General features: G+C 70.1%; 32 protein-coding genes and 2 pseudogenes. 23 read left to right on the forward strand and 11 right to left on the reverse strand.

Annotated features, from left to right (window positions below; all coding sequences use genetic code 11):
• The first annotated feature begins 39 nt into the window (after positions 1 to 39).
• The 14 genes and pseudogenes from ACFU95_RS14625 to ACFU95_RS14690 all read left to right on the forward strand — a co-directional run bounded on the left by ACFU95_RS14625 (position 40) and on the right by ACFU95_RS14690 (position 7,492).
• Positions 40 to 609, forward strand: coding sequence for a hypothetical protein (locus tag ACFU95_RS14625; protein ID WP_383826884.1), 570 nt, complete (start codon positions 40 to 42; stop codon positions 607 to 609).
• A 1-nt stretch (position 610) separates the two neighbouring features.
• Positions 611 to 793, forward strand: a pseudogene (locus ACFU95_RS14630) (DNA cytosine methyltransferase); the annotation flags it as partial.
• 121 nt (positions 794 to 914) lie between these two features.
• Positions 915 to 1,187 (forward strand): annotated as a pseudogene (locus ACFU95_RS14635) (DNA cytosine methyltransferase); the annotation flags it as partial.
• Entirely contained in the window at positions 1,132 to 1,665 is a 534-nt protein-coding gene (locus ACFU95_RS14640) for a hypothetical protein (protein WP_383827074.1), read from the forward strand. The pseudogene ACFU95_RS14635 and the gene ACFU95_RS14640, both read left to right, overlap by 56 nt.
• A complete protein-coding gene (locus ACFU95_RS14645; protein WP_383827077.1) occupies positions 1,662 to 1,799 on the forward strand; it encodes a hypothetical protein in 138 nt (45 codons plus the stop codon). The genes ACFU95_RS14640 and ACFU95_RS14645 overlap by 4 nt, the downstream gene beginning before the upstream one ends.
• A gap of 154 nt (positions 1,800 to 1,953) precedes the next feature.
• The gene (locus tag ACFU95_RS14650; protein ID WP_383826886.1) at positions 1,954 to 2,550 is read left to right on the forward strand and encodes a DUF4913 domain-containing protein; all 597 of its coding nucleotides are present in this window, start codon (positions 1,954 to 1,956) and stop codon (positions 2,548 to 2,550) included.
• Entirely contained in the window at positions 2,547 to 3,314 is a 768-nt protein-coding gene (locus tag ACFU95_RS14655; protein WP_383826889.1) for a glycosyl hydrolase, read from the forward strand. Before ACFU95_RS14650 ends, ACFU95_RS14655 begins: the two co-directional genes overlap by 4 nt.
• Positions 3,311 to 3,799 carry a hypothetical protein gene (locus tag ACFU95_RS14660; protein WP_383826892.1) on the forward strand — a complete coding sequence of 163 codons (489 nt, stop codon included), beginning with the start codon at positions 3,311 to 3,313 and terminating at the stop codon, positions 3,797 to 3,799. The genes ACFU95_RS14655 and ACFU95_RS14660 overlap by 4 nt, the downstream gene beginning before the upstream one ends.
• Entirely contained in the window at positions 3,796 to 4,464 is a 669-nt protein-coding gene (locus tag ACFU95_RS14665; RefSeq protein WP_383826894.1) for a hypothetical protein, read from the forward strand. The genes ACFU95_RS14660 and ACFU95_RS14665 overlap by 4 nt, the downstream gene beginning before the upstream one ends.
• Entirely contained in the window at positions 4,461 to 4,613 is a 153-nt protein-coding gene (locus tag ACFU95_RS14670) for a hypothetical protein (RefSeq protein WP_383826896.1), read from the forward strand. The genes ACFU95_RS14665 and ACFU95_RS14670 overlap by 4 nt, the downstream gene beginning before the upstream one ends.
• A gap of 23 nt (positions 4,614 to 4,636) precedes the next feature.
• Positions 4,637 to 5,182, forward strand: a complete 546-nt coding sequence (locus tag ACFU95_RS14675) for a hypothetical protein (RefSeq protein WP_383826897.1) — start codon at positions 4,637 to 4,639, stop codon at positions 5,180 to 5,182.
• A gap of 49 nt (positions 5,183 to 5,231) precedes the next feature.
• Positions 5,232 to 6,089, forward strand: a complete 858-nt coding sequence (locus ACFU95_RS14680; protein ID WP_383826899.1) for a winged helix-turn-helix transcriptional regulator — start codon at positions 5,232 to 5,234, stop codon at positions 6,087 to 6,089.
• A 19-nt stretch (positions 6,090 to 6,108) separates the two neighbouring features.
• Positions 6,109 to 6,969 carry a DUF317 domain-containing protein gene (locus tag ACFU95_RS14685; RefSeq protein WP_383826900.1) on the forward strand — a complete coding sequence of 287 codons (861 nt, stop codon included), beginning with the start codon at positions 6,109 to 6,111 and terminating at the stop codon, positions 6,967 to 6,969.
• Positions 6,970 to 7,003: 34 nt separating this feature from the next.
• Positions 7,004 to 7,492, forward strand: a complete 489-nt coding sequence (locus tag ACFU95_RS14690; RefSeq protein WP_383826901.1) for a hypothetical protein — start codon at positions 7,004 to 7,006, stop codon at positions 7,490 to 7,492.
• A gap of 4 nt (positions 7,493 to 7,496) precedes the next feature.
• Here ACFU95_RS14690 and ACFU95_RS14695 read toward each other — a convergent pair whose 3' ends face one another.
• A complete protein-coding gene (locus ACFU95_RS14695) occupies positions 7,497 to 7,880 on the reverse strand; it encodes a hypothetical protein (protein ID WP_383826904.1) in 384 nt (127 codons plus the stop codon).
• A 102-nt stretch (positions 7,881 to 7,982) separates the two neighbouring features.
• Here ACFU95_RS14695 and ACFU95_RS14700 point away from each other — a divergent pair, with 102 nt between their 5' ends.
• From ACFU95_RS14700 to ACFU95_RS14725, 6 genes are all read left to right on the forward strand, one after another.
• Positions 7,983 to 8,195 (forward strand): hypothetical protein, encoded by a 213-nt coding sequence (locus ACFU95_RS14700; protein ID WP_383826906.1) that lies wholly within the window; start codon positions 7,983 to 7,985, stop codon positions 8,193 to 8,195.
• A gap of 9 nt (positions 8,196 to 8,204) precedes the next feature.
• Positions 8,205 to 8,324: a DUF317 domain-containing protein gene (locus tag ACFU95_RS14705; RefSeq protein ID WP_383827056.1), complete on the forward strand. Its 120-nt coding sequence runs from the start codon at positions 8,205 to 8,207 to the stop codon at positions 8,322 to 8,324.
• A 96-nt stretch (positions 8,325 to 8,420) separates the two neighbouring features.
• A complete protein-coding gene (locus ACFU95_RS14710) occupies positions 8,421 to 8,633 on the forward strand; it encodes a hypothetical protein (RefSeq protein ID WP_383826908.1) in 213 nt (70 codons plus the stop codon).
• A gap of 91 nt (positions 8,634 to 8,724) precedes the next feature.
• Positions 8,725 to 9,054 (forward strand): esterase, encoded by a 330-nt coding sequence (locus tag ACFU95_RS14715; RefSeq protein ID WP_383827059.1) that lies wholly within the window; start codon positions 8,725 to 8,727, stop codon positions 9,052 to 9,054.
• Between the two features lie 388 nt (positions 9,055 to 9,442).
• A complete protein-coding gene (locus tag ACFU95_RS14720; RefSeq protein ID WP_383826911.1) occupies positions 9,443 to 9,658 on the forward strand; it encodes a hypothetical protein in 216 nt (71 codons plus the stop codon).
• A 90-nt stretch (positions 9,659 to 9,748) separates the two neighbouring features.
• Positions 9,749 to 10,135, forward strand: coding sequence for a hypothetical protein (locus ACFU95_RS14725; protein ID WP_383826914.1), 387 nt, complete (start codon positions 9,749 to 9,751; stop codon positions 10,133 to 10,135).
• A 313-nt stretch (positions 10,136 to 10,448) separates the two neighbouring features.
• On the opposite strand, the gene ACFU95_RS14730 is transcribed toward ACFU95_RS14725, so the two are convergent.
• Complete coding sequence (locus ACFU95_RS14730) at positions 10,449 to 10,652, reverse strand: hypothetical protein (protein WP_261690739.1); 204 nt, start codon at positions 10,650 to 10,652, stop codon at positions 10,449 to 10,451.
• Positions 10,653 to 10,780: 128 nt separating this feature from the next.
• Between ACFU95_RS14730 and ACFU95_RS14735 the strand changes: the two genes are divergently transcribed.
• Positions 10,781 to 13,465, forward strand: a complete 2,685-nt coding sequence (locus ACFU95_RS14735) for a hypothetical protein (protein WP_383826918.1) — start codon at positions 10,781 to 10,783, stop codon at positions 13,463 to 13,465.
• A 114-nt stretch (positions 13,466 to 13,579) separates the two neighbouring features.
• Here the strand turns inward: ACFU95_RS14735 and ACFU95_RS14740 are convergent, their stop codons facing one another.
• The 9 genes from ACFU95_RS14740 to ACFU95_RS14780 form a co-directional block, all read right to left on the reverse strand.
• Positions 13,580 to 13,984, reverse strand: a complete 405-nt coding sequence (locus tag ACFU95_RS14740) for a hypothetical protein (RefSeq protein ID WP_383826921.1) — start codon at positions 13,982 to 13,984, stop codon at positions 13,580 to 13,582.
• Between the two features lie 105 nt (positions 13,985 to 14,089).
• Positions 14,090 to 15,859: a relaxase/mobilization nuclease domain-containing protein gene (locus tag ACFU95_RS14745; protein WP_383826924.1), complete on the reverse strand. Its 1,770-nt coding sequence runs from the start codon at positions 15,857 to 15,859 to the stop codon at positions 14,090 to 14,092.
• On the reverse strand, positions 15,859 to 16,317 hold the full coding sequence (locus ACFU95_RS14750; RefSeq protein WP_383826927.1) for a plasmid mobilization protein: 459 nt from the start codon (positions 16,315 to 16,317) through the stop codon (positions 15,859 to 15,861). Before ACFU95_RS14750 ends, ACFU95_RS14745 begins: the two co-directional genes overlap by 1 nt.
• Positions 16,318 to 16,520: 203 nt before the next feature.
• Positions 16,521 to 16,745: a hypothetical protein gene (locus tag ACFU95_RS14755; protein ID WP_383826930.1), complete on the reverse strand. Its 225-nt coding sequence runs from the start codon at positions 16,743 to 16,745 to the stop codon at positions 16,521 to 16,523.
• Between the two features lie 91 nt (positions 16,746 to 16,836).
• Positions 16,837 to 17,904 (reverse strand): DUF2637 domain-containing protein, encoded by a 1,068-nt coding sequence (locus ACFU95_RS14760; RefSeq protein WP_383826932.1) that lies wholly within the window; start codon positions 17,902 to 17,904, stop codon positions 16,837 to 16,839.
• The gene (locus ACFU95_RS14765; RefSeq protein WP_383826935.1) at positions 17,901 to 18,467 is read right to left on the reverse strand and encodes a WhiB family transcriptional regulator; all 567 of its coding nucleotides are present in this window, start codon (positions 18,465 to 18,467) and stop codon (positions 17,901 to 17,903) included. The genes ACFU95_RS14760 and ACFU95_RS14765 overlap by 4 nt, the downstream gene beginning before the upstream one ends.
• 118 nt (positions 18,468 to 18,585) lie before the next feature.
• Positions 18,586 to 19,293, reverse strand: coding sequence for an ATP-binding protein (locus ACFU95_RS14770; protein WP_383826939.1), 708 nt, complete (start codon positions 19,291 to 19,293; stop codon positions 18,586 to 18,588).
• Positions 19,293 to 20,312 (reverse strand): hypothetical protein, encoded by a 1,020-nt coding sequence (locus ACFU95_RS14775; RefSeq protein ID WP_383826941.1) that lies wholly within the window; start codon positions 20,310 to 20,312, stop codon positions 19,293 to 19,295. Before ACFU95_RS14775 ends, ACFU95_RS14770 begins: the two co-directional genes overlap by 1 nt.
• A 1-nt stretch (position 20,313) precedes the next feature.
• The gene (locus ACFU95_RS14780; protein ID WP_383826944.1) at positions 20,314 to 20,640 is read right to left on the reverse strand and encodes a transcriptional regulator; all 327 of its coding nucleotides are present in this window, start codon (positions 20,638 to 20,640) and stop codon (positions 20,314 to 20,316) included.
• 431 nt (positions 20,641 to 21,071) lie between these two features.
• Between ACFU95_RS14780 and ACFU95_RS14785 the strand changes: the two genes are divergently transcribed.
• Both ACFU95_RS14785 and ACFU95_RS14790 read left to right on the forward strand, forming a co-directional pair.
• Positions 21,072 to 21,503, forward strand: coding sequence for a Secondary metabolite protein (locus ACFU95_RS14785; protein ID WP_383826946.1), 432 nt, complete (start codon positions 21,072 to 21,074; stop codon positions 21,501 to 21,503).
• A 289-nt stretch (positions 21,504 to 21,792) separates the two neighbouring features.
• Positions 21,793 to 22,323 carry a hypothetical protein gene (locus ACFU95_RS14790; RefSeq protein ID WP_383826948.1) on the forward strand — a complete coding sequence of 177 codons (531 nt, stop codon included), beginning with the start codon at positions 21,793 to 21,795 and terminating at the stop codon, positions 22,321 to 22,323.
• The last annotated feature ends 8 nt before the right edge of the window (positions 22,324 to 22,331 follow it).

Consider the following 22,331-nt stretch of genomic DNA (forward strand, 5'->3'; position numbering starts at 1 on the left):
CTGTCCCTACCTCTGGAACGCACCGTGGACAACACCCCCATGTCCGACGCCTTGGCCCTGCGCGCCATGGCCTCCGCCTTCGACGCCCAGCGCGGCAAACTGCCGGTGCCGGGAGACCCCCACCGCTCACCCGATGTCGTCGCCGTCGCACGTCAGATCTCCGAACTCGGAAAGCTGATCACCGACTTGGGCGATGAGGTCCTCTTCCGTGCCGCCGGCCAGGACCAGGCGCCCCACACCGCTCGGGTGATGACCAGCTTCGCCGCCGCCGTCGAGCCCGCAGGTGAAGCGGCTTCCGCCTTGGGAGCGGTGGCCCACCAGCTCGCCTTCCTGAAGCAGACCGAGAGTCTGCGCGACCAGCCCGACGCCAGGGATGCCCGGGAGGCAGCCGTACGGGTGATGGAGGACGCACTCGCCTCCGCCGACGCGGCCCTGCACGACGGGGCCAACTCCCTGCACTCTGCATCGGCAACGGTCTCTCCCTCGTCAGTTCGGCTCCAGGCTGCCCGCAGCCGGTCCACGACCGCCATGCCCGCTCCGGGGCAGCTGCCTTCCGGCGTCACCACGGCGGTGGCGGCCCCCTCGGGCCAACTCGCAAGGGGCCGGTGACATGGAGACCACCATCGCGCGAGGGCCGTTGATCGGCTCGCTCTGCTCGGGGTACGGCGGTCTGGACCTCGGGGTCCAGGCCGCCCTCGGCGGCACCCTGGCCTGGCACGCCGAGATCAACCCCGACGCCGCGCGCATCCTGGCCCGGCACTGGCCCGGCGTGCCCAATCTGCGGGACATCACCGCCGTCAACTGGGCCGATGTGCCTCGGGTGTGCGTCCTGACGGCCGGTTTCCCTTGTCAAAGACGTCTCCGTCGCCGGCCGGCGGGCCGGACTCAACCCCCACACCCGCTCGGGGCTGTGGCTGCACGTCGCCCGTGCGGTCGAAGCCCTCCGCCCCTGCTTGGTGGTGATCGAGAATGTACGCGGACTCCTCACCTCGCCCGCCGGTTCCCCTGGCGACGTGGAATTCTGCCCGTGGTGTCTGGGAGACGACCCAACCCAGCCTCCTGTGCGGGCACTTGGTGCCGTACTCGGCTCCCTGGCCGATCTCCGGTACGACGCGAGGTGGCTCGTGCTTCGTGCCTCCGACGTCGGAGCCCCCCATCGTCGCGAGCGGACCTTCCTCACCGCCTGGCCCGCCGAGCACCCTGCTCAAGACCCCGACGAGCAACATCGGCAAGAACGGCGGCTCCCAGCACCCGTCGAAGAGGAAGAGCGGCGGCCACGGCCCGAACCTGGCCGACGAGGTGGAGTGGCTGCTGCCCACGCCGAAGGCGTCGGACGGAATCAAGGGCTCGCCGAACCAGCGGCACGGCAACGGGGACATGACGCTGCCGAGCGCGGCAGCATCGCTGCTGCCCACCCCGAGGGCGAGCGACACCGGCACCCCGGGCCGCCGTCCGGGCAAGGGCTGGCGCCCACCCCTGCCGGCAGTGGTCCTGCCGCTGTGGGCGGAGGCGGCCGAGGAACCGACGGGCGATGGGGAGCGTACGCCTCCGCCATCGCCCGATGGGAGAACCTCACCCGCCCCGCCCCGTCGCCCACCGACGCTGCCGGACGCCTGCGCGCCGACTTCGTGGAGTGGATGCAGGGCCTGGCCCCTGGCTGGGTGACCGCCACTCCGGGACTCGGCCGACCGGCTCAGCTCACCGCGCTCGGCAACGGCGTGGTCCCCCAACAGGCCGCCCGCGCCGTGCAGTTGCTGGCACCGCCGTTCCCACGCCGCCCCCGCTGCACCGCGCCGTAGCGGCCCCACTATCCGGTTTCCCCGGCCGCACCAAATCGCGGAATCTCCGCATCCTCTTGCCCATGCCGACCTGCGAACGGAGCACCGCCGTGACCTCCAGAAGAGCGCGCCGCACTTCGCCCCCGCCCTGCTCGCTCACTCCCTTGGATCCGCCATGTCCGACCCCAGCAAGGCCACCCCCGAGCCCGAGCCGTTCCGCGTTCCCGACGGCGATCTCGACGATCTCGCCAGCACCCTCGCCAAGACCATGGCGGAGGTACGCCAGCACGGCGTCATCCTCGACCGCCTCGGCTCCGAGCTCGTCTCCACCCCTCAGCCCACCGACGACACCCCCACCGCAGACACGGCCGACGCCGACAAGGCCGATGCCCCGGCCTCGGTGTTCATCCTCGCCTTGGGCGGCGAGGCGTACGCCGTCGAACTGGCCGCACTCAGCGACTGGGTGAACTACCTGTTCCTGCCCGTCTACGGACGGGAGATCAGCACCACCCGGCCGTGGTGCGACCAGTGGCACGAGCACCCCGAGGCCGTTGCCCGGCTGCACGCGCTCTGGCTCGCATGGCAGCAGCTCACCGACGCCGAGGCCGGCCTCTCCGGTCCCTCAACGTGGCACCGCGACCACCTTGACCAGGCCCTGGTCCATCTCCGAGCCCCCGACGGCCCCTTCGCCGCATGCACGACGAGTCCGACCCGGCCCAACCACCGCGTACTGGCCACCCCGGCTCCCGAGCTGACGGGAGCCACCCGGTGACCACCGAACTCGACTTCCGCCTCGACGACTTCGAGCCTGCCGACGCCGCCTCCGAACTCGCCGAGAGCAGTCTCTGGGCCGGAGACCTGACCGTGCTGGCCGAGCACCACACCGCCCCGGAGGGGTCGCACAGCTACCTCCTCGCCCACGACAGGTCGATGACCTGGGGCGTCCCCGGTGAACCACAGCTCGTTGCCATCAAGATCACGCGGGACCTACGCGAGCGCACGTTCACCTTCGAGACCGCGAACCACGCCGGTCTGGCCTTCGCCCAGAACTGGCTGATCGAGCGTGGCTGCCCGCCCGAGCGGATCGCCCAGGCCGACGGGGACTCCATGAAGCCCGCCGACGATCTCACCCTCTGGATCGAGCAGCAGATCCGGGAGTCAGGCTCTCGCTACAAGGTCCTCGACAGCTGGACCTCGGACTTCGCCCCGTGCGAGACGTGGACGTTGACCCGTGACTCCAGCGCCGCTCAGGCACCGATTCGTGTCTTCCTCGAAGAGGGGAACCACGACGCCCACACGTACACGATGCGCGAGGGCGCCTTCGCCGACGAGACCGCCGCCCGGCACTGGCTGGAAGACCACAGCAGTCCGCTGCCGCAGCCGCCGGACTACCGCGGTGAGGCCGCCGCCCGACTGACCCGCGCCGCCCTCACCCGGTCATCGGGTGCCTCCGCGATCCCGAAAGCCGACCTCGACACGGGCAACGCGCCGTCGGCAGGAACGGCCAAGCGCCCGAGCCCTGGGAGGCCGATGTGAGCCGCGCCCGCTTCGCCTTCGCCGCCCACCCGGACGCCATCGCGGACCTGCGCGAACTCCCCGACGAAGTCCGCGACTTGGCGCTACTGGAGCTGCAGAACCTGGTCCACGGCAGCGACGACTGCCTGCCGCTGACCGGCCGCCTCGCGGGCTTCCACAAGGTCTACGTCGACCCGGCCGTCTCCTACCGGATGGTCATCCAGTTCCGCCCGGCCCCGCCCACCTCGACCCACAAGCGCGAGATCTACCTCGTCGCGGCCGGTGCCCGGGAGGACTACGCGGTCTACCGCACGGCCCAGCTCCGCACCAACCGCACCGCCCTCAACTGGCACGAGGGCACCGACCCGGCGGCCGAGGCCCGAGTCCAGGCGGCCCGGTCCCGATCCCCCCACGCGATCGACCCGACCGCGTCCCTCCCGGCCACCGCACCGGCGCCAGCCAGCCCTGCCGCCCCGGCCGCCTCCCGAAAGGCCTCCATGCGATGACCGCCGACCGTGCGTCCCTCGACCGCACCGAACTGGCCGGGCTGCTCACCGACGCCGCGCGGAGCGTCTCGGAGGTCCTCACGACCGAGTACCCCACCTCCGCCGGCCGCTCCTACCTGCATCCCGTCCTCGGCGCGCTCTCCGCCGGCCCCCGGGTGGTCCGCGAACTGAACGACCGGCTCGAAGAGTTCGTCGTCGAGGAGCCCCTGCCTTCCACCCCCGCCGGTCTGTTCACCCTGGCGTCCTACGCTTCCGCGCTCGGCTGGCTCACCGAGTCCCTCGCCGAGCTGACCGCCTCCGTGGACCAGATCTGCACGCGCGTCGGCCTCCCTGCCGAGCCGCCGGACCCGGCCTTCGTCGCTCCCTCGCCGACGGACCAGGACGACGCGTTCGACTTCGCCTTCAGCGCGCTGGAGTTGGCCGCCATCCGCACAGCCGCCGAGGCTGCCGACCTCAGCCCCGGCGACTACGTCGAGGTGCTCTCCCGGTCCCTGCTCGCCGCCTCCCGGATCACCGACGCCTGCATGGAGATCTCCAGCGGCCTGCTCGAAGACGCCGCGTACGTCCTCGGCGAGGCAACCGATCACGTCTTCATCGGCGAGGGCCCCGACAGCCTGCCCACCCTGGTGCGCTCCCTGCTTGCCCGGATGGAGGCCGCCGAATGAACCCCCATGACATGGAGAAACGGCCCGGCGTGCACCTGGTCGCCGAGGAGTTCGGCGTCGAGGACCCCTTGGCGCTGAGCGACGACTATCCACCCCGCGACCCGCGTTCCCCCGCCGGCACGACCACCAAGCCCTCCCGCTCCCGCTGAAAATCCCCGGAAGGAAGACCTCCATGTCCACCGTGATCTACACCCGCCACCTGGTCGAACACCGGTACGGCCGCCCGCTGGAGGACCTCCAGCGCCACAGCGCGCATGGCGGTTCGGGAGATCCCCTTCTGCCCATCGTGCTGCGGCGGCTCGACGGCCTGGCCTCGACGAACGCCCATGCCCGTGCCGCCCGCCGCAATCTCGACGCAGCCTGGCAGCGCTGCCGCTCCGGCGAACACGCCCTCGATGACCTCGTGCTGCGGTACGCGGCCGAGGTCGTGGACCTCGAACGCCGGGAGCAGTCGGAAGCCGAGGCAGTATGGGACCTGCTGGACGTCCGCCTCCTCCTGGACCAGCCTGCCGCCCGCCGACCTTCGGCCACCCGGCGAACCGGCCCCGCGCCGGGCGACGAGGACCTCATAGCCGTAGCCCGCCAGGTCGCCGCCCGTCTGCCCCGGCTCAACCGCGAAGCCCTGCGGCAGGGTCTGCGCGCCCGCGGCATCCACGTCAGCAACCACCGCCTCGGCACGGTGCTCCAGCGTCTCCGCGCCGAGCGCGACCTTCACTGATCCGCACCCCGCCGTTCGATTCACCTTCGTCATAACGGGAGTTACCGCCATGTCAGCCCCCGCACAACCCGCAACCTCCCAGATCGGCTTCGTCGACGCCCAGCGCGTCGAGGAGGCACTGTCCCTGATAGCGCCGAAGTGGACCACCTGGTCGGCACAGACCTTGGCTCAGCAGGACGGCCCCATGCGTGTGCGTGATGTCGCCGCCCGCCTCCCCTTCGTCAGCGAGCAGTTCGTCGGCAAGCGGCTGGCCCAGATGCACGATGACGGGCTGGTGATCCGAGCCGGTGATCGCCACGGTGCCCCGTACCAGCTCAGTGGGTTCGGCAGCGCACTGTCCTCGGTACACCGGGCGCTGTCCGACTGGCCCCACGCGCACCTGCCGCTCGGCAAGGTGGCCGGTGCCGAGCGCGTCGAGGACGCCGTGCGTCGGCTGCACCTTCGCCACTCGACCGCCGTGATCCAGGTCCTCGACGCGGGCGGGCCCATGCGGTTCGTCCACATCGCCCAACAGGCAGGACTGGACAACAGCTTCACCCGGCAGCGCCTGATCCGGCTTCAGCTCGACGGCCTGGTCACCCGCACCGGACCGCGCCACGGCGATCCGTACGTCCTGACCGCCGCCGGACGGGCGCTTGGCCCGGTCTACGCAGCCGTCGAGCACTGGAGCAACCCCGTCGCCGCACCGCGTCCCGCCCCTGTCCGGGTCGCGGCGGCCACGCGCACCCACACGGGTATCCCGCCAAGGTCGGACGGAATCCGGACCGCAGCCGCCCTGCGTCGCAGCACCGCCGCGCCGAACTCCCTGTTCAGCCATGCCCCGCAGCCACAACCGGCCGGAGTCACTCCGCCCGTTGCCTCGGCCGCCGCTGGCGTGCCCGCTCCTGGCTCCTCCCGCCGCCGCTGACCAGGCCCTTGGAGGAGCCGTGCCGCACAACCCGAAAGACGAGCAGTGGCGCGAATACCACGTCACCCCCCGATACCTGGCGGGATCGACCTTCACCGGCGATCCCGCCCTCCGGCCCCTCCTCGACGTGGGCTGGAACCTGACTCACGACGAGATGGGCAACGCGTACGTCAACGCACCTGACCAGACGGTCCGCCTGGGCTACCTGCCCGAAGGCGACGACGACGCGCTGTGGAAGATCACGGCGTACTCCGACCCCTTCGCGATGCCCCGCTGGCTGGTCACGTACCAGGACAGCACCCCCACTGAGATAGTCGAGGGCTTCACCACCGCGCTCGCCGCCGCCTTCGTTGAGGGCCCCGACTCCTACCTCTACTACGGCAACAGTGAGCTGGCGGCCTTGGACGTCGGCACACCTCTTGCGGCAGCAGGCTGGAGCCACCGCTACGGTGCGACCGACATCTCCTTCGAATCCCCAGACGGCCTGGCCAAGGTCCACCTACGCCGCAACCGCCTCGACCACACCGCCGAAATGACAGGCCATCAAGAGCGCTGGCTCATGCTGGCCGGACCGCCCGGCAACCAGTGGTACGCCACCGCCTCGTCCTTCACCCCGGAGGGCCTCGTGGCCGCGATGAACACCGCCCTCACTGATCCGGCACCGGTCATCCGTTACGGCGACGACCTGCGCCGCCTTCCCCCGCAGGCCACGGCAACCCCAGTGAGGCCGCCGGTGCCGACGCCGCTGGACGTACACCGCGCCCAGGCTGCCAACGCCCGCTCAACCGTGGCGCCCTCGCCTGCCGGCGCGCGGCCGTTCATCCCGGCACCGCGCCCGCCGTCGGCTCCGCAGGTCCCGCGCCCGGGGCAGGGCCGCTGACCACCGTTCCCTTTCTCACCCTCCGGAGCCACCCTTGTCCGACGCCACTGCCCTCGACCATGCCGACGCGATGATCGAGAAAGCCTGGGGCCGCCCCATCGACGTGCTGGAAACCCTCGCGGTCCGCCGCCCCGTCGAGGACCCGCTCCTCCGCTCAGCAATGCATATCCGATCGAGCCTCGTCGTCTCGAACAACGCGGTCGCCGTCCACCAGGACCGCTTGCACGCCCTCACCCGGCCCGGTCATGTGCCGGCCTTCTACGACCTGGAGCGGATCACCAGCTCGGCGGTGGACCTGCGCGTCGCGCAGGCCGAGAGCCGCATAGCCCTGCAGGCGATCAGTCACGTGATCGAGGCCCGCGAAGCCGCCGTGACCGCGGACCGGACACCGTCGCTCAGCCTGGCCCAGGCCGCTGTCGCCCGCTCCGCGCACGCGCCGCGTGCCCTGGGCCAACCGCCGGACCAGCCCGCCCCGTCGGCCGCTGTCCGCCCCACGGTGGCCACGACCGGGCCCGGACGGTAACCAGTCAGCGGGAGCCTTCGTCGCGATGGGCCGCGCCGAACCGGGAGTCCATCGCGCGGGCCAGCTCCACCAACGTCAGCTCGACGCGCCGCCCGTCCGCGATCCGACGCTCCACCACGGCTTCCCCGCCACGCTGCCTCCGGGCCTGGATGCCCACGGCCCACTGCCCGTCGGCCACCATCGCTATGTCGCCCACCGTCCACGGCCGCCCGGCGCCGCGGATCTTGCTCTCCAGCCCGGCACCGTCCCAGTGTCTGCTCGACTCCGCCACGGCCTGCCCCTTCTGCTCTGTACGGCCCTGTGCCGCAACCGGGTTACGACAACCGGTCGCGCCGATCCATTCCCCGGCCCGCTGGCCTCCGCCCTCCTCGACGGCCAGTTCGCCCACGGCAGACCTCACCTTCCCGGAAACGACTTCGTACTTCGGCACACCGCATGTCAACGTACAGACGTCGGGAAAACCCGCAGGTCAACGAAGGGACGCCCACTCGTGAACGCCTCCAGCACCCTCCTGCCAGCCGTCGTCCGCCCCGCCGTGGAGGAACACGCCTGGCTCTCTAGCGACCACTGCGCGAGCCCGGTCCTCGAACTGCTCGGCGGGCTCGGCTGGGCGATCGTCGACACCCCGGAGGCCAACGCGCACTGCACCAGCCCGGACGGCCGCGTCTACGTCGGCTGGCTCCCCGAGGACACCACCGCCTGAAAGCGCGGCATCGTCTGGCAGGTCCGGGTCCACCCCTCCGACTCCAAGCCCTGGATCCAGGAGTTCGGCGTCGACACCCCCTCCGAGGCCGTGGTCGGGTTCCTCGCCGCGCTCATCGCAAGCCGCTGAACCACCCAGCAGCCGGTCTTGCGCGACCAACTCTGCTTCGACACCCCTGACGCTCTATCACCACACCGATTCACCCTCGATCCCGGAGGCTCCCCGTTGCCCCAGCACCTGACCGTCGGCCACCTGCTCCGCCAACTTCAGAACCTCGACCCCGACCTGCCGATCCGCCTGGCCGTCAACCCCGACTGGCCCTTCGCCCACTACCTCGGCACCGACGTCGTCGTGGGCGACGGCATGGCGTTCATTGCCGAGAACGGCCAAGAGGGCTACCTCCCGGCATCGGTCCGCAACTCCCTCGCCTGGGCCTGACCCGCCGTACGGACCTGTCCAGGAGGCCCCGATCTCACCGCGACCCCACCCTTCCACCGCCTACCCGCTGCACACCCTCGCCGTGCGGCCCATGCCGCCGGGAGTGCGCGGCGCACTGGTCCAGCGCGTCTCCGCCCTCCCGGAGGGACCGCTCGACGTCTCCTGGCTCCCGGCGGGCACCCCTGAACTCCCGCTCGGCCGTATCCGCCTGCACTGGGAGCCCTCCTCCCGCGCGGGCTGGGACGTCACCGCCCACCTCGGCCTGGCCACCACCGAGGTTCTCCTCGCCTCCTGGCCCGCCGCCCCCGACGACTGGCCGCGCCTGGTCCGCCCCACCATCCACGAGGTGACCGGCCTGTGCGCCGCCCTCGCCGTCGCCGCCAGCGCCCTGGACCTCTCCAACCGCCTCGCCGAGGTCTGACCACAACCGCAGGAGGCCGCCCCCGCCGACCGGAGGGGGCGCCCTCCGCCGTACACACCCGTCCGGATGGTGCGTACGCTCATTCACCGGCGAGCGAGTAGACAGGACGACCAACGACCTGGGGGTATCCGGAGGTCGCCGCCCACCTGGGCATCCGCGTCCGGGCCGCCCGCAGCCGCATGGGCCGGTGCAGTCTGCCGAAGCCCGGGCACCAGCCTGCCGGACCAGCCGCGCTGGAGGCACGCCACCTTCCAGTTCCAGGGCTGGCAGCCGGTCAACCGGGGGTTCCGCAGCGACCTGCACGGCACCGCCCGACCCGACGGCACCGCATCCGGCTGACTGGCAGTCGGTCCCACCCATAGGCTGCGGCCATGACGACGACTCGCCGATGCCGTCCCCGCCGTTCCCCTCGCCCGACAGCACCGTGCTCCGGCTGATTGTCGGCAACGCCATCGCGTCGGTCCGCAGCGCCGAAGCCTCGGTGGAGGAGGCGATCCTCCACGCAGCCGTCCACGGCTGGTACGAGGGCCATGTCCAGGGCGAAGACGAGTGCCCTGGCTGCGACTTCCGAGGCCGGCTTCCCAAGCACAGCAACCGCAGCTGAGGGCAGCCAACTAGTGTGGGTGGAAGCTGGGATTGATGTGGCTGCATCCCCGTCCACCATTTCCACTTCGTGGAGCGAGAGGATTGACTGGTGACCGACTATCAATGCGGGTCTTGCTCCTACGGGAGCAACGACCTCGATCAGCTTCAACAGCACTCGCACCAGACGGGCCACGTCGGCATCCGCGAGAAGAACGGCATTCTCGGGGAGGACGGCATCGAAACTGCTGAGGTCGCTGACGCTGTAGAAGATGCCGAGCCAACCGAAGGCAAGTCCGGCAAAGGCAGGGTCGCTGCTGAGGTCTGCCTCGGCTTCCTAGCTGCCGCCGCTATTGGGGTACTCACCTGGAAGAACAAGGAACTGAAGTCTATGGCTGGCGGACTGCTGGTTGAGCTGGCGGAGTCGGTGGCGGAGAACGAGTACCTGAAGTCGGCCAGCGGCGCAGGGACTACGCTCAATAGCTTTCGCGGGCGCTGAGGGTGGACGCTGAATCAAGCTGCCTGATCCGGCACCGGATTCCGGGGCCCGCAGCTCGCCAAGCGTTCGCGCCACTCATCGCACCAGCATGGTCGGTTTCAGGTTCTGTTCCGCTCTGAGCGCGTAGCTGATTGGAGACCACCAAGCCGGAAATCGCGTGCCTCCGCCGTGGTTTGGCGCAGGGTTCGCGGCGGCGACCGCAAGGCTTCCTGCAGCGATCGACACGTTGCCCGCCGGACGGTGTGAGGTTGCGGTGAGCGCAGTCGCCGACTGACACGGCAACGGGCGGGGAAGCCTCTCGTCCGTCGGCCTCTCACCCCGTCAGCCCGCCGAGCGCTGCCGTCACGGCCGTGGCCAACATCAGCGTCGCGGCGAACGCGGCGGCTGCCCTGCCTACAGCCGCCGGATACGATGCCCCGTCCCGGCGGGCCAGATACCCGGCGCCTATTCCGGCCAGCGCTCCGAACAGCACCGCCAGCGCACAGCCGACCAGCACCATGAACACCTGCACAGACATAACCCGTCGCTCCTTCACAATTTGTGGTTGACGAGTCGAATCTGGTGCACCAGATGTCCGTCATGGGCCGCGCGAACAATGACGGACAACGACCGACACCCAGCACAGCGCATCGCGAGGGGGAGCGAATGACCGACGACCAGCCGGAGACGCAGGAGTTCGGTGGCCGGGAATCGGCGCTTGCCGAACTACGTGACCGTCTCGATGCGGCCCGGGCCAAGGCCCAATGCGACCAGACGCAACTGGCCAAGCGAGCACGGCTTGCGCGCTCGACTGTCAACCAGGCCCTCAGCCACACCGCGCCCGCCCCCAGCGTGAACACCATCACCGCTCTGGCACAGGCATTACGACTCGATCCAGACCCACTGCTCGCACTGTTGCGGACAGCCCGGAGCACGCCGTCTCCTGAGGTCCTCGGGGACTGTGAAGCTGACGGTGTCCCAGGACGCCCGATTACGGAATGCGACCCGCTGGAACTCGAAGTCCATCCGGCAGCCGCCCCAGCTACGCCACGGGCCTCACATCCGAAGCGCGCAGGTCTACCGACGTACGTGCCCAGGCCGCACGACGATCGCCTTGCTGAGATCGTCCGCGAGGCGAAGGCCGGCCAGAGCCGCATGGCCGTCCTTGTCGGCACCTCCTCCACGGGGAAGACGAGAGCGTGCTGGGAGGCCATTCAGCCCCTTGCAGAGGAAGGCTGGCTGCTCTGGCACCCCTTCGACCCCACCCGAGCCGAAGCCGCCCTCGCCGGACTGAAGCGCGTCGGTCCCCGAACCGTGATCTGGCTCAACGAGGCCCAGCATTACCTCGGAGCCCGTCAAGGCTCAGGGGAACGTCTCGCCGCTGCACTCACCACGCTCCTCCAAGACCCTACCCGCGGCCCCATCTTGATCCTGGGCACGCTGTGGCCTGACTACGCCGACGCCTACACCGCCCTCCCGAGGCCCGACGCGGAGGACTCACATCCTCAAGTTAGGGCGCTTTTGAACCACCGCCGGCTCGATGTCCCGGACCGGTTTGACGCTGCCACGCTGGACAAGGCCCGGACGGCCGCCGTGAACGACGACCTGCTGCTTCAGGCGCTGGAGCGCGCGCCCGAGGGGTGCGTGACGCAGGACCTCGCCGGGGGCCCCGAGCTTGTCCACCGGTACAACTCGCTGGACCCGGCGGCCCGCGCCGTCGTGACCGCCGCGATGGACGCGCGCCGCCTCGGCATCGGCCTGCACATCCCCCACGACTTCCTTGCCGACGCGGTGGAGGGCTACCTCACAGACGCCCAGTACGACCTGCTCCCCGACAACTGGTTCGAACAAGCCTTGGCCGACGCAAGCCAGCTGGTACGCGGCAACCTCGCCGCGCTGCGTCGAGTCCGCCCCCGACCATCACGTCGGCTCGGTCTCGCCGAGGCGCCCACCCCAGACAGCGCGTGCCCTGTGTATCGGCTCGCTGACTACTTGGAGCAGCACGGCCGCACCACACGACGCATGCAGTGCCCACCTGAGTCGTTCTGGCACGCGGCGTGGGTGCACATGGACAATCACGAAGACCTCGGCCGGTTGGCCGAGGCAGCTCTGGCTCGCTACCGGCTGCGCTGGGCCTTTCTTCTGCACCAACGCTCTGCCTGCTTCCGCGACCTGAGCGAGGACTGCGTGAGTAAGTTCGTCGTAGCTCAACTGACGGGCGCGGCTGCCGAGGCCGTCGTAACGTGGGCTGCTGACGAAGGGGAGACGTGGGCCATGCTCCATCTGGCGCAGGTGAGCTGGCGTGACAACGACCTGGAAACAGCCGAGGTCTATGCCCGACGCGTGGCCGATGCCGACGACCCCGAGGGCCTGTACTACCTGGGGCACATCCGGGAAGACGCAGGCGACCGTGAGGGGGCCAACGAGCTTATCTGCCAGGCAGCCGATCACGGACACGAACAGGCGCTCCTACTCCTTGCTGACGCCTTCCGCGCGGAGGGAGACACGGCCAACGAGATGGACGCTGTCCGTGAAGCGGCCGAGCAAGGCAGCCTCACGGGCCTCGGGCGATTCCTCACACTGCTGCAAGAGGAAAGCGATGAGGAACAGTTGGCGCAGGTCGGATGGCAGGTCGCTGTCGCGTGCGGCCTCCCCGGGATGCTCTGCTACGCGGGCGTACAGCGGGATGCCGACCACACCATTGCGCCTGAGGACCTGGTCCACCGCACCACCGGTGGACCCAGTGCCGTCACGCTCACCCGGATCGCTGAGGAGATGTACCACCGAGGGGACAAGACCGCAGCCGACCGCTTTGCTCTTGAGGCTGCTGCGGCGGGGGAGGCAGAGGCGTGGAGCGAACTCGTCGATCTCCGCCTCAAGGCAGGAGATTTGGCGGGAGCAGAGATATTCGCAAGGAAAGCGGCTGCAGCAGGCGACACGCTTGGCCTGCTCTTGGTGGCCGAGGCCCACGAGGAAGCCAGCAATCCCGCAGAAGCCGAGGCCGTGGCGCAGGAGGCAGCTGCCGCAGGAGACACCGAAGCTCTGCTGACCCTGGCAGACTTCCGGATGAACGCCGGAGACGCGGCAGGTGCCGAGGCACTGGCCCTGCAAGCAGGCCGTTTCGGCAATACCGGGGCGCTGCTGTGGATCGCCGAGCAACGCGAGAAATCGGGAGACATCAACGGCGCCGAGAAGTATGCGCGTCAAGCCGCTGACGGCGGAGTCTTCATCAACCCAAGTTACTCACACGTGACATATGGCGAATGGCTGCCTACCCAGGTAGCCGCACAATGGCCTTACGGCCTTGACCCGGACGGCACTCCCTCCACTGCCTGGCACCTGTACAGGTGACACCGACTCTCTCAATTCCAATCATCCTTTGCCGGGCTGCCTGCGCTTTACCCACTCCAGGGATCTTCGCGGGCGAGGGGCTGGTCTCTGTTGTATGGGAGGCAATTCCGCTCATTACCCCAGGTAGGTGCCGGCGAAGGCGCCGTCGAAGCCGAGTGCGATCAGGCCCTGTTCGACGCTGGGGTAGGTCGTCCCGTCCGGGATGGCGATCATGGCGTCGAAGTCGGGGCGGCTGATCTCGGGCTCGAGCCACTGATTGCCGCAGCGGCAGCGGACCCAGACGTTGCGGCCGTGGTTGATGAGCAGCCAGTCACGCCGGGCCCGGCAGGCCGAGCACAGCACGGGGATGCCGCGCAGGGACAGCTCCGGCGGGTGGCTGAGGCATCGCGTCGCTCCGGGTCCGCTGGGCGACTGTGTCTCGTACTGGAGTTGCAGCAGCGGATCACTTCCGGCGGGGGCAGCGGGCAGGACGGGGGTCGGCTCTACGTGGTTGTCGGTCGTTCTGAGCACGAGCGTCATCTCCCGGTCGAGGTCCTTCTCTTCATCCGTAACAGCCGGTGGAGCGGGTTGTCCAGGTGTTTCGCGCAGTCCGGCAGGACGGTGGCGGGCTTGCCGGACTGCTGGTCAGCGGCGCGGCGGGCGGCTGTGCGGGTCCGGTGCGGCGGGCCTCGGCGAGGCCGGGGGCGCGGTCCGGACGCTGGCCGGGTTGGCGGGAGGCGTGGCGCGGCCGGTGCCGGCCTGTGGGCGTCGAGTGGCTTCGCCCGGGTGGGCGGGGAGTTGGGCGAGGCGGCGCAGTCGCCAGACCAGGACATCGTTCACGTCCTCGGCCGTGTCGAGTTCGCGCATGGCGATGGCCTCCTGTATGAGGGCCTTCGGGTCGTGGCCTGCCTGCTCGGCCTGGGCCAGGGTGGCGGCCAGGGCGTCGTTCTTCGTGTTCGTGCCGGGTCGGGTGCGGTTCTCGGGCAGGGCTGCGCGGATGGTGGTCTCGTAGGTGCGGCGCTGTGCTTCGGGCAAGGCTCGGCCCTGGTCGCGCAGGGCCTGCATGGGCGCGGCGGCGGCCTGGCGGTAGGCGGCGCGAAGGTGCTCGGCGGTCTGACGGGAGGCTTCGGCCTGCTGGGCGTGACCGCGTGCGGAGTGCCAGCGTGCTGCGGCCAGCGCCACCAGGACCAGCGTGGAGACGAGCATGGCGGTGGTGCCGCCGTCCTCTCCTCGGCCGAGCGCGCTGCCGGCCTGGATGATGCCCCGGGCCGCCGAGCGGATCGCGCGGGTGTCGGCGCGTTCGGCCCTGACGTGGCTGCGGGTGGCGCGTTCGAAGGAGCGAGCGGCTGCGCCGAGTTCGGCGCGGGTGGCGGCCTGAGAGGTCTGGGCGACCGCGTCCAGGAGTTCGCCGACTCCGACGAGTTGGGCTGCGGCATCGTCGTCGTCGCTGTCCAGGAGGATCGCGGCGCGCTCGGCGATCCCGGTGGCGGTGCGTCGCCCCCGTGCGGGCGGCGACCAGTCCGACCCTTCGCTGTCTGCTTCCGGCAGCGAGGCCGCGTCGGCGGTTCCGTCGGCAAGGCGGCGCTGGATCTTCGGATAGGAAAGGTCGGGGGCCAGGGTCGAGCCCGCGAACGAGACCGGCTCGCGGTCGCGGTTGCGGTCGCCGGGCAATGCGACCGTGTAGCCGAGGATGTCCCCGGAGGGGGCGTGCCGGAGCTTGACGCGCAGGCCCGCTTCGCGAAGGCGGGTGAAGAACTCGGCTTCGCTGGCGGCTCCGGCGACGGCCTGGCGGACGGCTTCGCGCAGCGTCTCGCGCGGTGTCTCGGGTCGGCCGCTCCGCTCGGCTTTGAAGCGCTCGGCGCTGGTGGGCGTCTTGGCTCCGGTGCCGTCGCCAGGCTTAAGTCGGCGCAGGCCCATCTCCTGTTCGATGCGGCGGCATTCGGCCTGGGCCTTCTTGAAGTCGTAGTTCATCCTGGGGCGGCGCAGGTCGCCTCGGACCATGGTGGCCAGAATGTGGATGTGGTCGTCGGCGTGGCGCACCGCGACCCAGCGGCAGCCGTCAGGATCGCCTTCGGGGGCGAGGTTGACGGCGTGGACCAGGCGGCGGGCGACGGTGTTCCACTCGTCATCGGTCAAGGTCCGGTCGCCGGGGTCGGTACGGACTGAGCAGTGCCAGACGTGCTCGGCCGGGGCCTTCGGGCCTGCCTGCTTGACCCGCAGGTCCAGGGCGGCAGCGAGCCGGGCGAGGGTGACCTTGGGGTCGGGGTCGGGGCTGGTGTCACGGCCAGGGTCGGGGGCGAAGCCGTCCCAACTGCCGACGAGGTGGGGGTCGGTGTGCTCGTCGCGCTTGCCGGGTCCGTACAGGTAGACGAGCAGGCCATGGGTGCGCGAGCCGCATCGGATCTTGGGGACCATCAGAGGCGCTTCTTCACCAGGGTGTCGGCCGCGTCGTCTACGCGGGCCAGGACGTGAGTCAAGGTCGTGAGGGCGTGGTCGAGTTCGCCAGGGCGGGGCTGTCCTCCGGCGTTGTAGACGAAGGCGATCTGGTTGATGTTGTTGCCGACACGGGAGATGGCCGTGCGCAGGGCGGCCATCTCGTCGATGGCGGCGTCGAGCTGTTCGTTGGTGTGCACGGTGGTCGAACCGCGGGCGACGGCGAGGCCGGCAGCAGCGAGGAAACGGGCGACGGTGACGGCGCGCTGCTTGGCGGCGGCGGTGATCTCGGTCTTCTCGGTGTCGGACAGGCGGGTGGTCGTCTTGTGCGTGCGCTGACTCGGGTTGCGGGTGCGTCGGCGCGGCTTGCGGTCGGGGAACGCAGGTTGGCTCGGGCTCTGCTGCTCTCGCGGGGCGCGGTCGTCTGCTTCTCCTCCCACGACGGGCGCCCCCTGGTGCCGGGAGTCCGGTTGGTCACCGTGCGCCCTCGCTCGGGGCCCAGCCGGACTTCCCCCGCCCCCCTGGGCGGGGGCAAGTGCATACGACGGGCCATAGGACCGTCGTATGCGACAACTTGCTCCGCCAGGAGCCGAGTTGGGGTCACGCTGCGGTCCGGACGTGGTGGCCGCCGGGTCGTTGGCGGTCACCGGCCCGTCTCCGCGTCCTGCTGGTGGATGTCGCGGACGATGTCCTCGATCCAGTCCATGGCCAGGACCGGATGGTGCAGGGTCCAGGGGCGGCTGTGTCGGCGTCGTTGCACGGTCCAGGTGTTGTCAGGACGGGATTCGGCGCGGTGGAGGTGACCGCGCTGGTGCAGGACGGTCAGCCAGGTGTCCACCTCGGCGGGTGTGGCGGGGTTCGTGCGCATGGCGGTGCTCTCCGGTTCACGGGAGGAGGTCGTGGGGTGGGGTGACCGGCCGGGGTGTCCGGCTCGGTCACCCTCCTCATGGGGTGTGCGGTCAGTTCCGGGAGGTGGTGACCGACTGTCCGTGCTGCTGGCGGAGCTGGACCATCAGGGCGGTCAGCGTGTCGCTGGAGAGCGGGATCTGCTGACCGCGGATCGCCTGGGCGACCACCTTGCGGGTCAGTTTGTCCTCGGCCCTGACCGCTGACCGGGCGATCTCCAGCAGTTCCTCGGTGTCCGGGTCAGGTCGCCGGTCACCGGTTGTCCGGGTGTCCGAGTCAGTGACCGGTGGCGGAGTGACCGGCCAGCCAGTGACCTGCGGGAGGTTGTCCGGGAGACCAGTGACCGGCTCGGTGACGGCCTGTCGGTCACTAACCGCCGGGGCGGTGTCCGGCTGTCCGCCCAGGTCAGCGGCCTTGCGCTCCCGGCCATGGTGACTGGTGTCCGGGCTGCTGCTGTCCGCTGGGGCGCTGCCCCCGGTCAGCGTCCGGGCATCCGGGGTCTGCTTGCCCAGGGACAGGCGGGGCCGGTCGGTCAGGGCTGTGGCCGGCTGTCCGGCGCTGACCTGACCGGGCTGCGGTTGCTGCTGACCGGCCCGGTCAGTCCGAGTGACCGCGATGCGCTCGGGCTGACCGGGGTGACCGGCCTGACCGAGGTCATCACGGTCACTTCGGTCACTGTCCTTGACCGACCCTCGGGCGATGAGGATGTACAGGTGCACCGCTCCGGCCAGGGCCAGCGGGGCGATGGTGGACAGCACCGCGACCACCGTGTCTCCGAGCCGCAGCCCGGTGGCCGAGGTGTTCTCTTCGTTGAGCCTGACCGCGTGCAGCGCGTTGGCCCAGATGCTGGCAGCGGTGGCCGTGCCGAAGAGTGTCCAGACGTAGAGCCGGGCGCGCAGCGGTGCGTCGCGCAGGACCAGCAGGGCCCGGATGCCGTACGCGATGAACCCGTCGATCACCAAGGGGAAGAGGTAGGTCAGCAGCCCCCGGACGTGGATGGCGACGGCCATCTGCTGCAGCGCGTCGTAGCTGAGGGCGCATCCCGCACCGCCGAGGGCGATGACGACCGCGCGGTCCCACCCGGTGACGTGCGCCGTGCTCGGCGCGCTCGCGATGCTCACGCCGCCGTCCCGAAGTCGTCGCGGCCCAGGCGCTTGCCGTCGGTCTCGGGGGGCGGGGTGGTCTTCGTGGTCTGCCCCAGGTCTCGGTTGCGCAGGGCTCGGCGGGTCTCGCGGTACAGCTTCTGGGCGTGCTCCTCGGTGATCTTCAGGAGCCAGGCGAGGCGCTGTTCGGTGAGGCCGTGGCGGTAGGCGGCGTAGACGACCGCGCGGCGCTCGGCCTTGGTGAGGTGGACGTCGCGCCCGGCTACGGTGGCGTTGACCCTGCTGTAGTCGAGGCGGTTGGCGAGCTTCTCGTGCAGTGGCTCGCGCTCCTCCTCGGTCATCCCGCCCCGGATGCCGTGGGTGTCGCCGCCTTCCAGTGCGGCGTCCAGGCAGGTGCGGCGGACCGGGCACTGGCCGCACAGCGACTTGGCGGTGGTGATCTTGGCTGTCTCGTCGGGCTCGGGGAAGAAGATTTCGGGGTCCACCGGGTTGTACTCGGTGCTCTGGCAGACGGCCTGGTCCTGCCAGGTGTGGTCACCGAGCGAGCGGTGGCGGGCAGGGCTGATCGTCGTGTTGGTCATGCGGGTTGCTCCGATCGCTCTCCGCGCGCAGGGGTGTCGGCGGAGGGGGTGCGCTGGGTCGGGAGGTGCATGGGGCGGCGCGCTGGAGGCGCGGCCCGGCGGGGCGGCCGGCGGTGAGTCAGGCGGCGGGGCGGTGGCGTCTGCGGTCGACCGGCTCGAACTCGACCCGGGTGGTCATCTGCGCGAGCCGGGAGGTGACTCGGTCGCCGAGGTAGGCCCGGAGGTCCTTGATCGCCAGGTTGGTGGTGATCAGCGTCGGGAGCATGTGGTTGTAGCGGCGGTTGATCAGCCGGTACGTCACTTCCTCGACCCACTCGGACGCCTTGGCCGCGCCGAGGTCGTCGATGATCAGCAGCGGGCACCTGCTGACGTCCGCCAGCTCCCGCTCGCTGTCGGCTCCCGGCCGGGGGCGCAGGTCCGCGTACAGGTCGGCGGCGGTGGTCGCGCGCCAGCGCACGCCCACTCCGGTCTGCACCAGCTGTCGGACCGCGCCGTACGCCTGGTGGGTCTTGCCCGCGCCGACCACCCCGGCCATCAGCAGGCTCGGGCCGGTGGTGACCTGCCGCCGGGCTCCGATGCTCGGGGCGACGGCCTGCTGGGCGACGTCCCGGACCCAAGCCAGGACCTGCGGGTGGTCGGCGACCGCGCCCTGGTAGCGCGGGGGCATCGTGGCCAACAGGGCGTCCAGCGGGGAGAAGGGCTCGGGCTCGTCGGCCAGGGCGGCGACGGCAGCCGGGTCGATGTTGCGGGCGGCCAGGATCCGGGCCATCCGGTCCAGGGTGCCTGCGGCTCCGAGGGTCTGCGGGTCGCGGGTACGGGTGCGCATCACAGCTCCTCGGCGTAGGCGGCGGCAGCGTCGACCGGATTGGTCCACGCGGTGTGAGCGGGCACGGTAGGCCGGATTCCCGGCCGCGCCAAACCGGCCGATCGTGCGTTCATGGCGTCGTTGACCAGGCTCGGCAGGCGGCTGGGGTGGCCCTGGATCTCCGCGAAGCGCCGCAGTCCGGCGCGGACGTGCTCCGTGGCGATCCCCTCGCCGAGGAGCTTCTTGGCGATGCGACCGAGGTGTCCGATCACGTCGCTGGGCGGTCGCTCGTCGCACGCGGCGACGTACTCGCCGATCAGGTCGTTGGCCGAGACGGTGGCGGCGGGCGCTGTGCGCTCCGTAGGGAATGAAGATCCAGGATCCAAGATCCTAGATCCAGGCGCCGAGCCCTCTCCGAGGCTTCGGGGAGACTTCGGGGACCCCTCGGAGAATGCCGTCTGACCTGCTGCTTTCTTACGGGTGGGGTCAGGGGTGCCGACGGGGCCGACGAGAGCGTCTTGCTGGACGGTCGGGGCCTCGCTTCGGGAGGCGGGAGGCGTCGGAGCGGGCTGCGTGGGCAGATCGAGGGCTCGGGGAGTGTTCGGCGAAGTCTCGGCGAGACCTCGGGGAGGGATGGGCGACGCCTCGGGGCGCTTGGTGCAGGTCCCCTTGCAGGTGCCGCACCGGTCCGCCGCGTGGTGCTGCGGGCAGGAGGGCAGGCGGGACTGGCTGGGCTTGTCGATCTTCTGATGCTCGGACCAGGTCACGACGTGGAGGTAACGGCGGCCGTCGCAGCCGGTGTACCGGCAGATCAGGCCCGCGTTGGTGAGCTGCTGGAGGTCGTCCTCGACGTGGACGGAGGTGTGCTCGGCCCGCAGGGGCCAGAGCAGCCCCGCGATGATCGCGGCGTTGTCGCGGTGGCGGCCGTGGTCGTCGGCCTGGGTGAGGAGGCCGAAGAAGGTCCGCTCGGCCTCGACGCTCACCTCGGCGAGCGACTCGGAGAAGAATGCCTCCGGTTTGATGGTTCGGATCCGCGCCATGTCAGCGGCCCCGACGGGCAGCGGCGAGGTCGCTGCGGGTGAGGGCCGCGGCGAGGAGGTCGAAGGTGTGAGGCCGGGTCCAGTCCGCGTCCGGCCAGACCCGCAGGACCCACCGGGCTGCGACCCTGGCGGTCGTCCGGCTCAGCTCGATCGGCTCCCCGGCCGCGTCCTTGGCGATGGCGTGGGGGTGGGGCCACGCCTGCTTCGGGTCGGTGAGGCTGACGCGGATGGCGATCGCCCCGGGGATCATGTCGGCGAGCTGGGCCGCGAGGCGGTGCTGGCGGGCCGTGTCCGGGCATGCCGGGGTTCCGCTCGGCGTGGCGAGCATGCGATACTCCGTTGTTCGTAGGAGTGCGGTGCGGCGGTTCTCGTGCAAAAGCCCCGCCGCCCGCGAGATGTGAATCGGTGCCCTTCGGGGTGCCGGCCCGGCGTCTGGGAGTTGGTAGCTCCCGGGCGCCGGCTTCCTTCGCCCCCGGTGGGCTCTATGGCCCCAGTGCGCGCATCACCCCTCCCTTCCTGACCGCCTGGCGGCCGGTGATCCGCTTGTGCGGGACCAGAACCATATGGCGACCCCTGACACAAGTCCATCCTCTTCGCACCCACTCCCACCAGGAGCGGAACACTGAACTGGATGAGACTCGGTGACAACGTACATCGCAGTTGCGCCAATCCGTCAACTGCGATGTCGCCACCTGAGACGCGCAGGCACATGATCGCCACTGGAGTGGATAGGATCGTGGCCATGAGGAAGGGTTGGAGATGACCGAGAAGCACGAGCGCACCTTCGCGGAGTTGCTCGACTACCTGTTCAGGGAGGTGCACCCGAAGGGGCGCGGCTCCTACACGTACGCGGAGGTATCACAGGGCATCCGGGACACCTCCGGCGTAGCCATCTCGGCAAGCGCCATCCAGCAGCTCCGCACCGGGACCAACACGAACCCGAAGATGCAGACCATCCGGGCACTGGCCGGCTTCTTCGGCGTGCCTCCCGGCTACTTCTTCGACGAGGAGGTAGCTGAGCGGATCACCGCCGAGCTGTCGCTACTCACATCCATGCGGGACAACCAAGTGCGAGATGTCGCCCTCAGAGCCTCCGGCCTTTCGACAGAGACCCTTGAGACGATCAAGGGCTTCATCGAGCGGGCTCGCACACTGGAAGGGCTTGCCGACGACGAGGCATCCAGCCGGTAAACGGATAGCGACCGTCAGGTGTCGAGCCACCGCTTGGCGCAAGTGTGGCGCACACCACCCCGCGAGCCCTGCCTGCGTGGTCATGACACTGCCGACACGTGTTGCCGCTCTATTCAGCCTTGATCAAGTGATGCCGAATCAGGCAATTCCTTGATCAATACGCATTGACGCATGACGCTGGCATATTTCCTTGAACGCTGACGTATCGTTTTCCGTGCTGGAATGTTGGATTCCGGTGCCGCCTCTACCGCGGTCAACGTACAGCGCCACCTGCGGAGCCGAGTTGTCCTTGCGTAGTCGACGAGAGCAGCCGGGCGACGGACGTCAAGACCGCCCGGACTTCGAGGACGTGCTCGCCTCAATCGACATTCCGGACCCTTTCGACGTCCAGGTCCTCTGTGACCGGATCGCGGCGCAGCGCGGTCGCGCGCTCCACCTGCACAGCGTCCCGGGCATCTCCGGCACCGACGCCCCGTGCGGTGTCTGGATCGCTACAGAGAAGGCCGACCACATCTTCCACGAGGCAGCGACCAGCCCGCTTCACCAAAACCACATCATCCTGCATGAGATCGGACACATGCTCCTGGGGCACACGTCGATCCTCGACGGCGTCCAGTCGGCAGGCGGCGGCCTGTTCGCGGACATCGACCCCGCCACGGTGGTCAGTCTCCTCACCAGGGCCAGCTACGGAACCGAGGACGAACGGGACGCCGAGCGATTCGCAGGACTTATCGCCGGCAAGGCCGCCGCCTCCCGCACCGGCAGGACCGCACGCAGTAGCGTCCTCCGCCGTTTGGGCGACGCGCTCAGCGACTCGTAAGAGCGCCC

The sequence above is a fragment of the Streptomyces sp. NPDC057623 genome, assembly GCF_042800355.1.
In the GTDB taxonomy this organism is placed as follows: Bacteria; Actinomycetota; Actinomycetes; order Streptomycetales; family Streptomycetaceae; genus Streptomyces.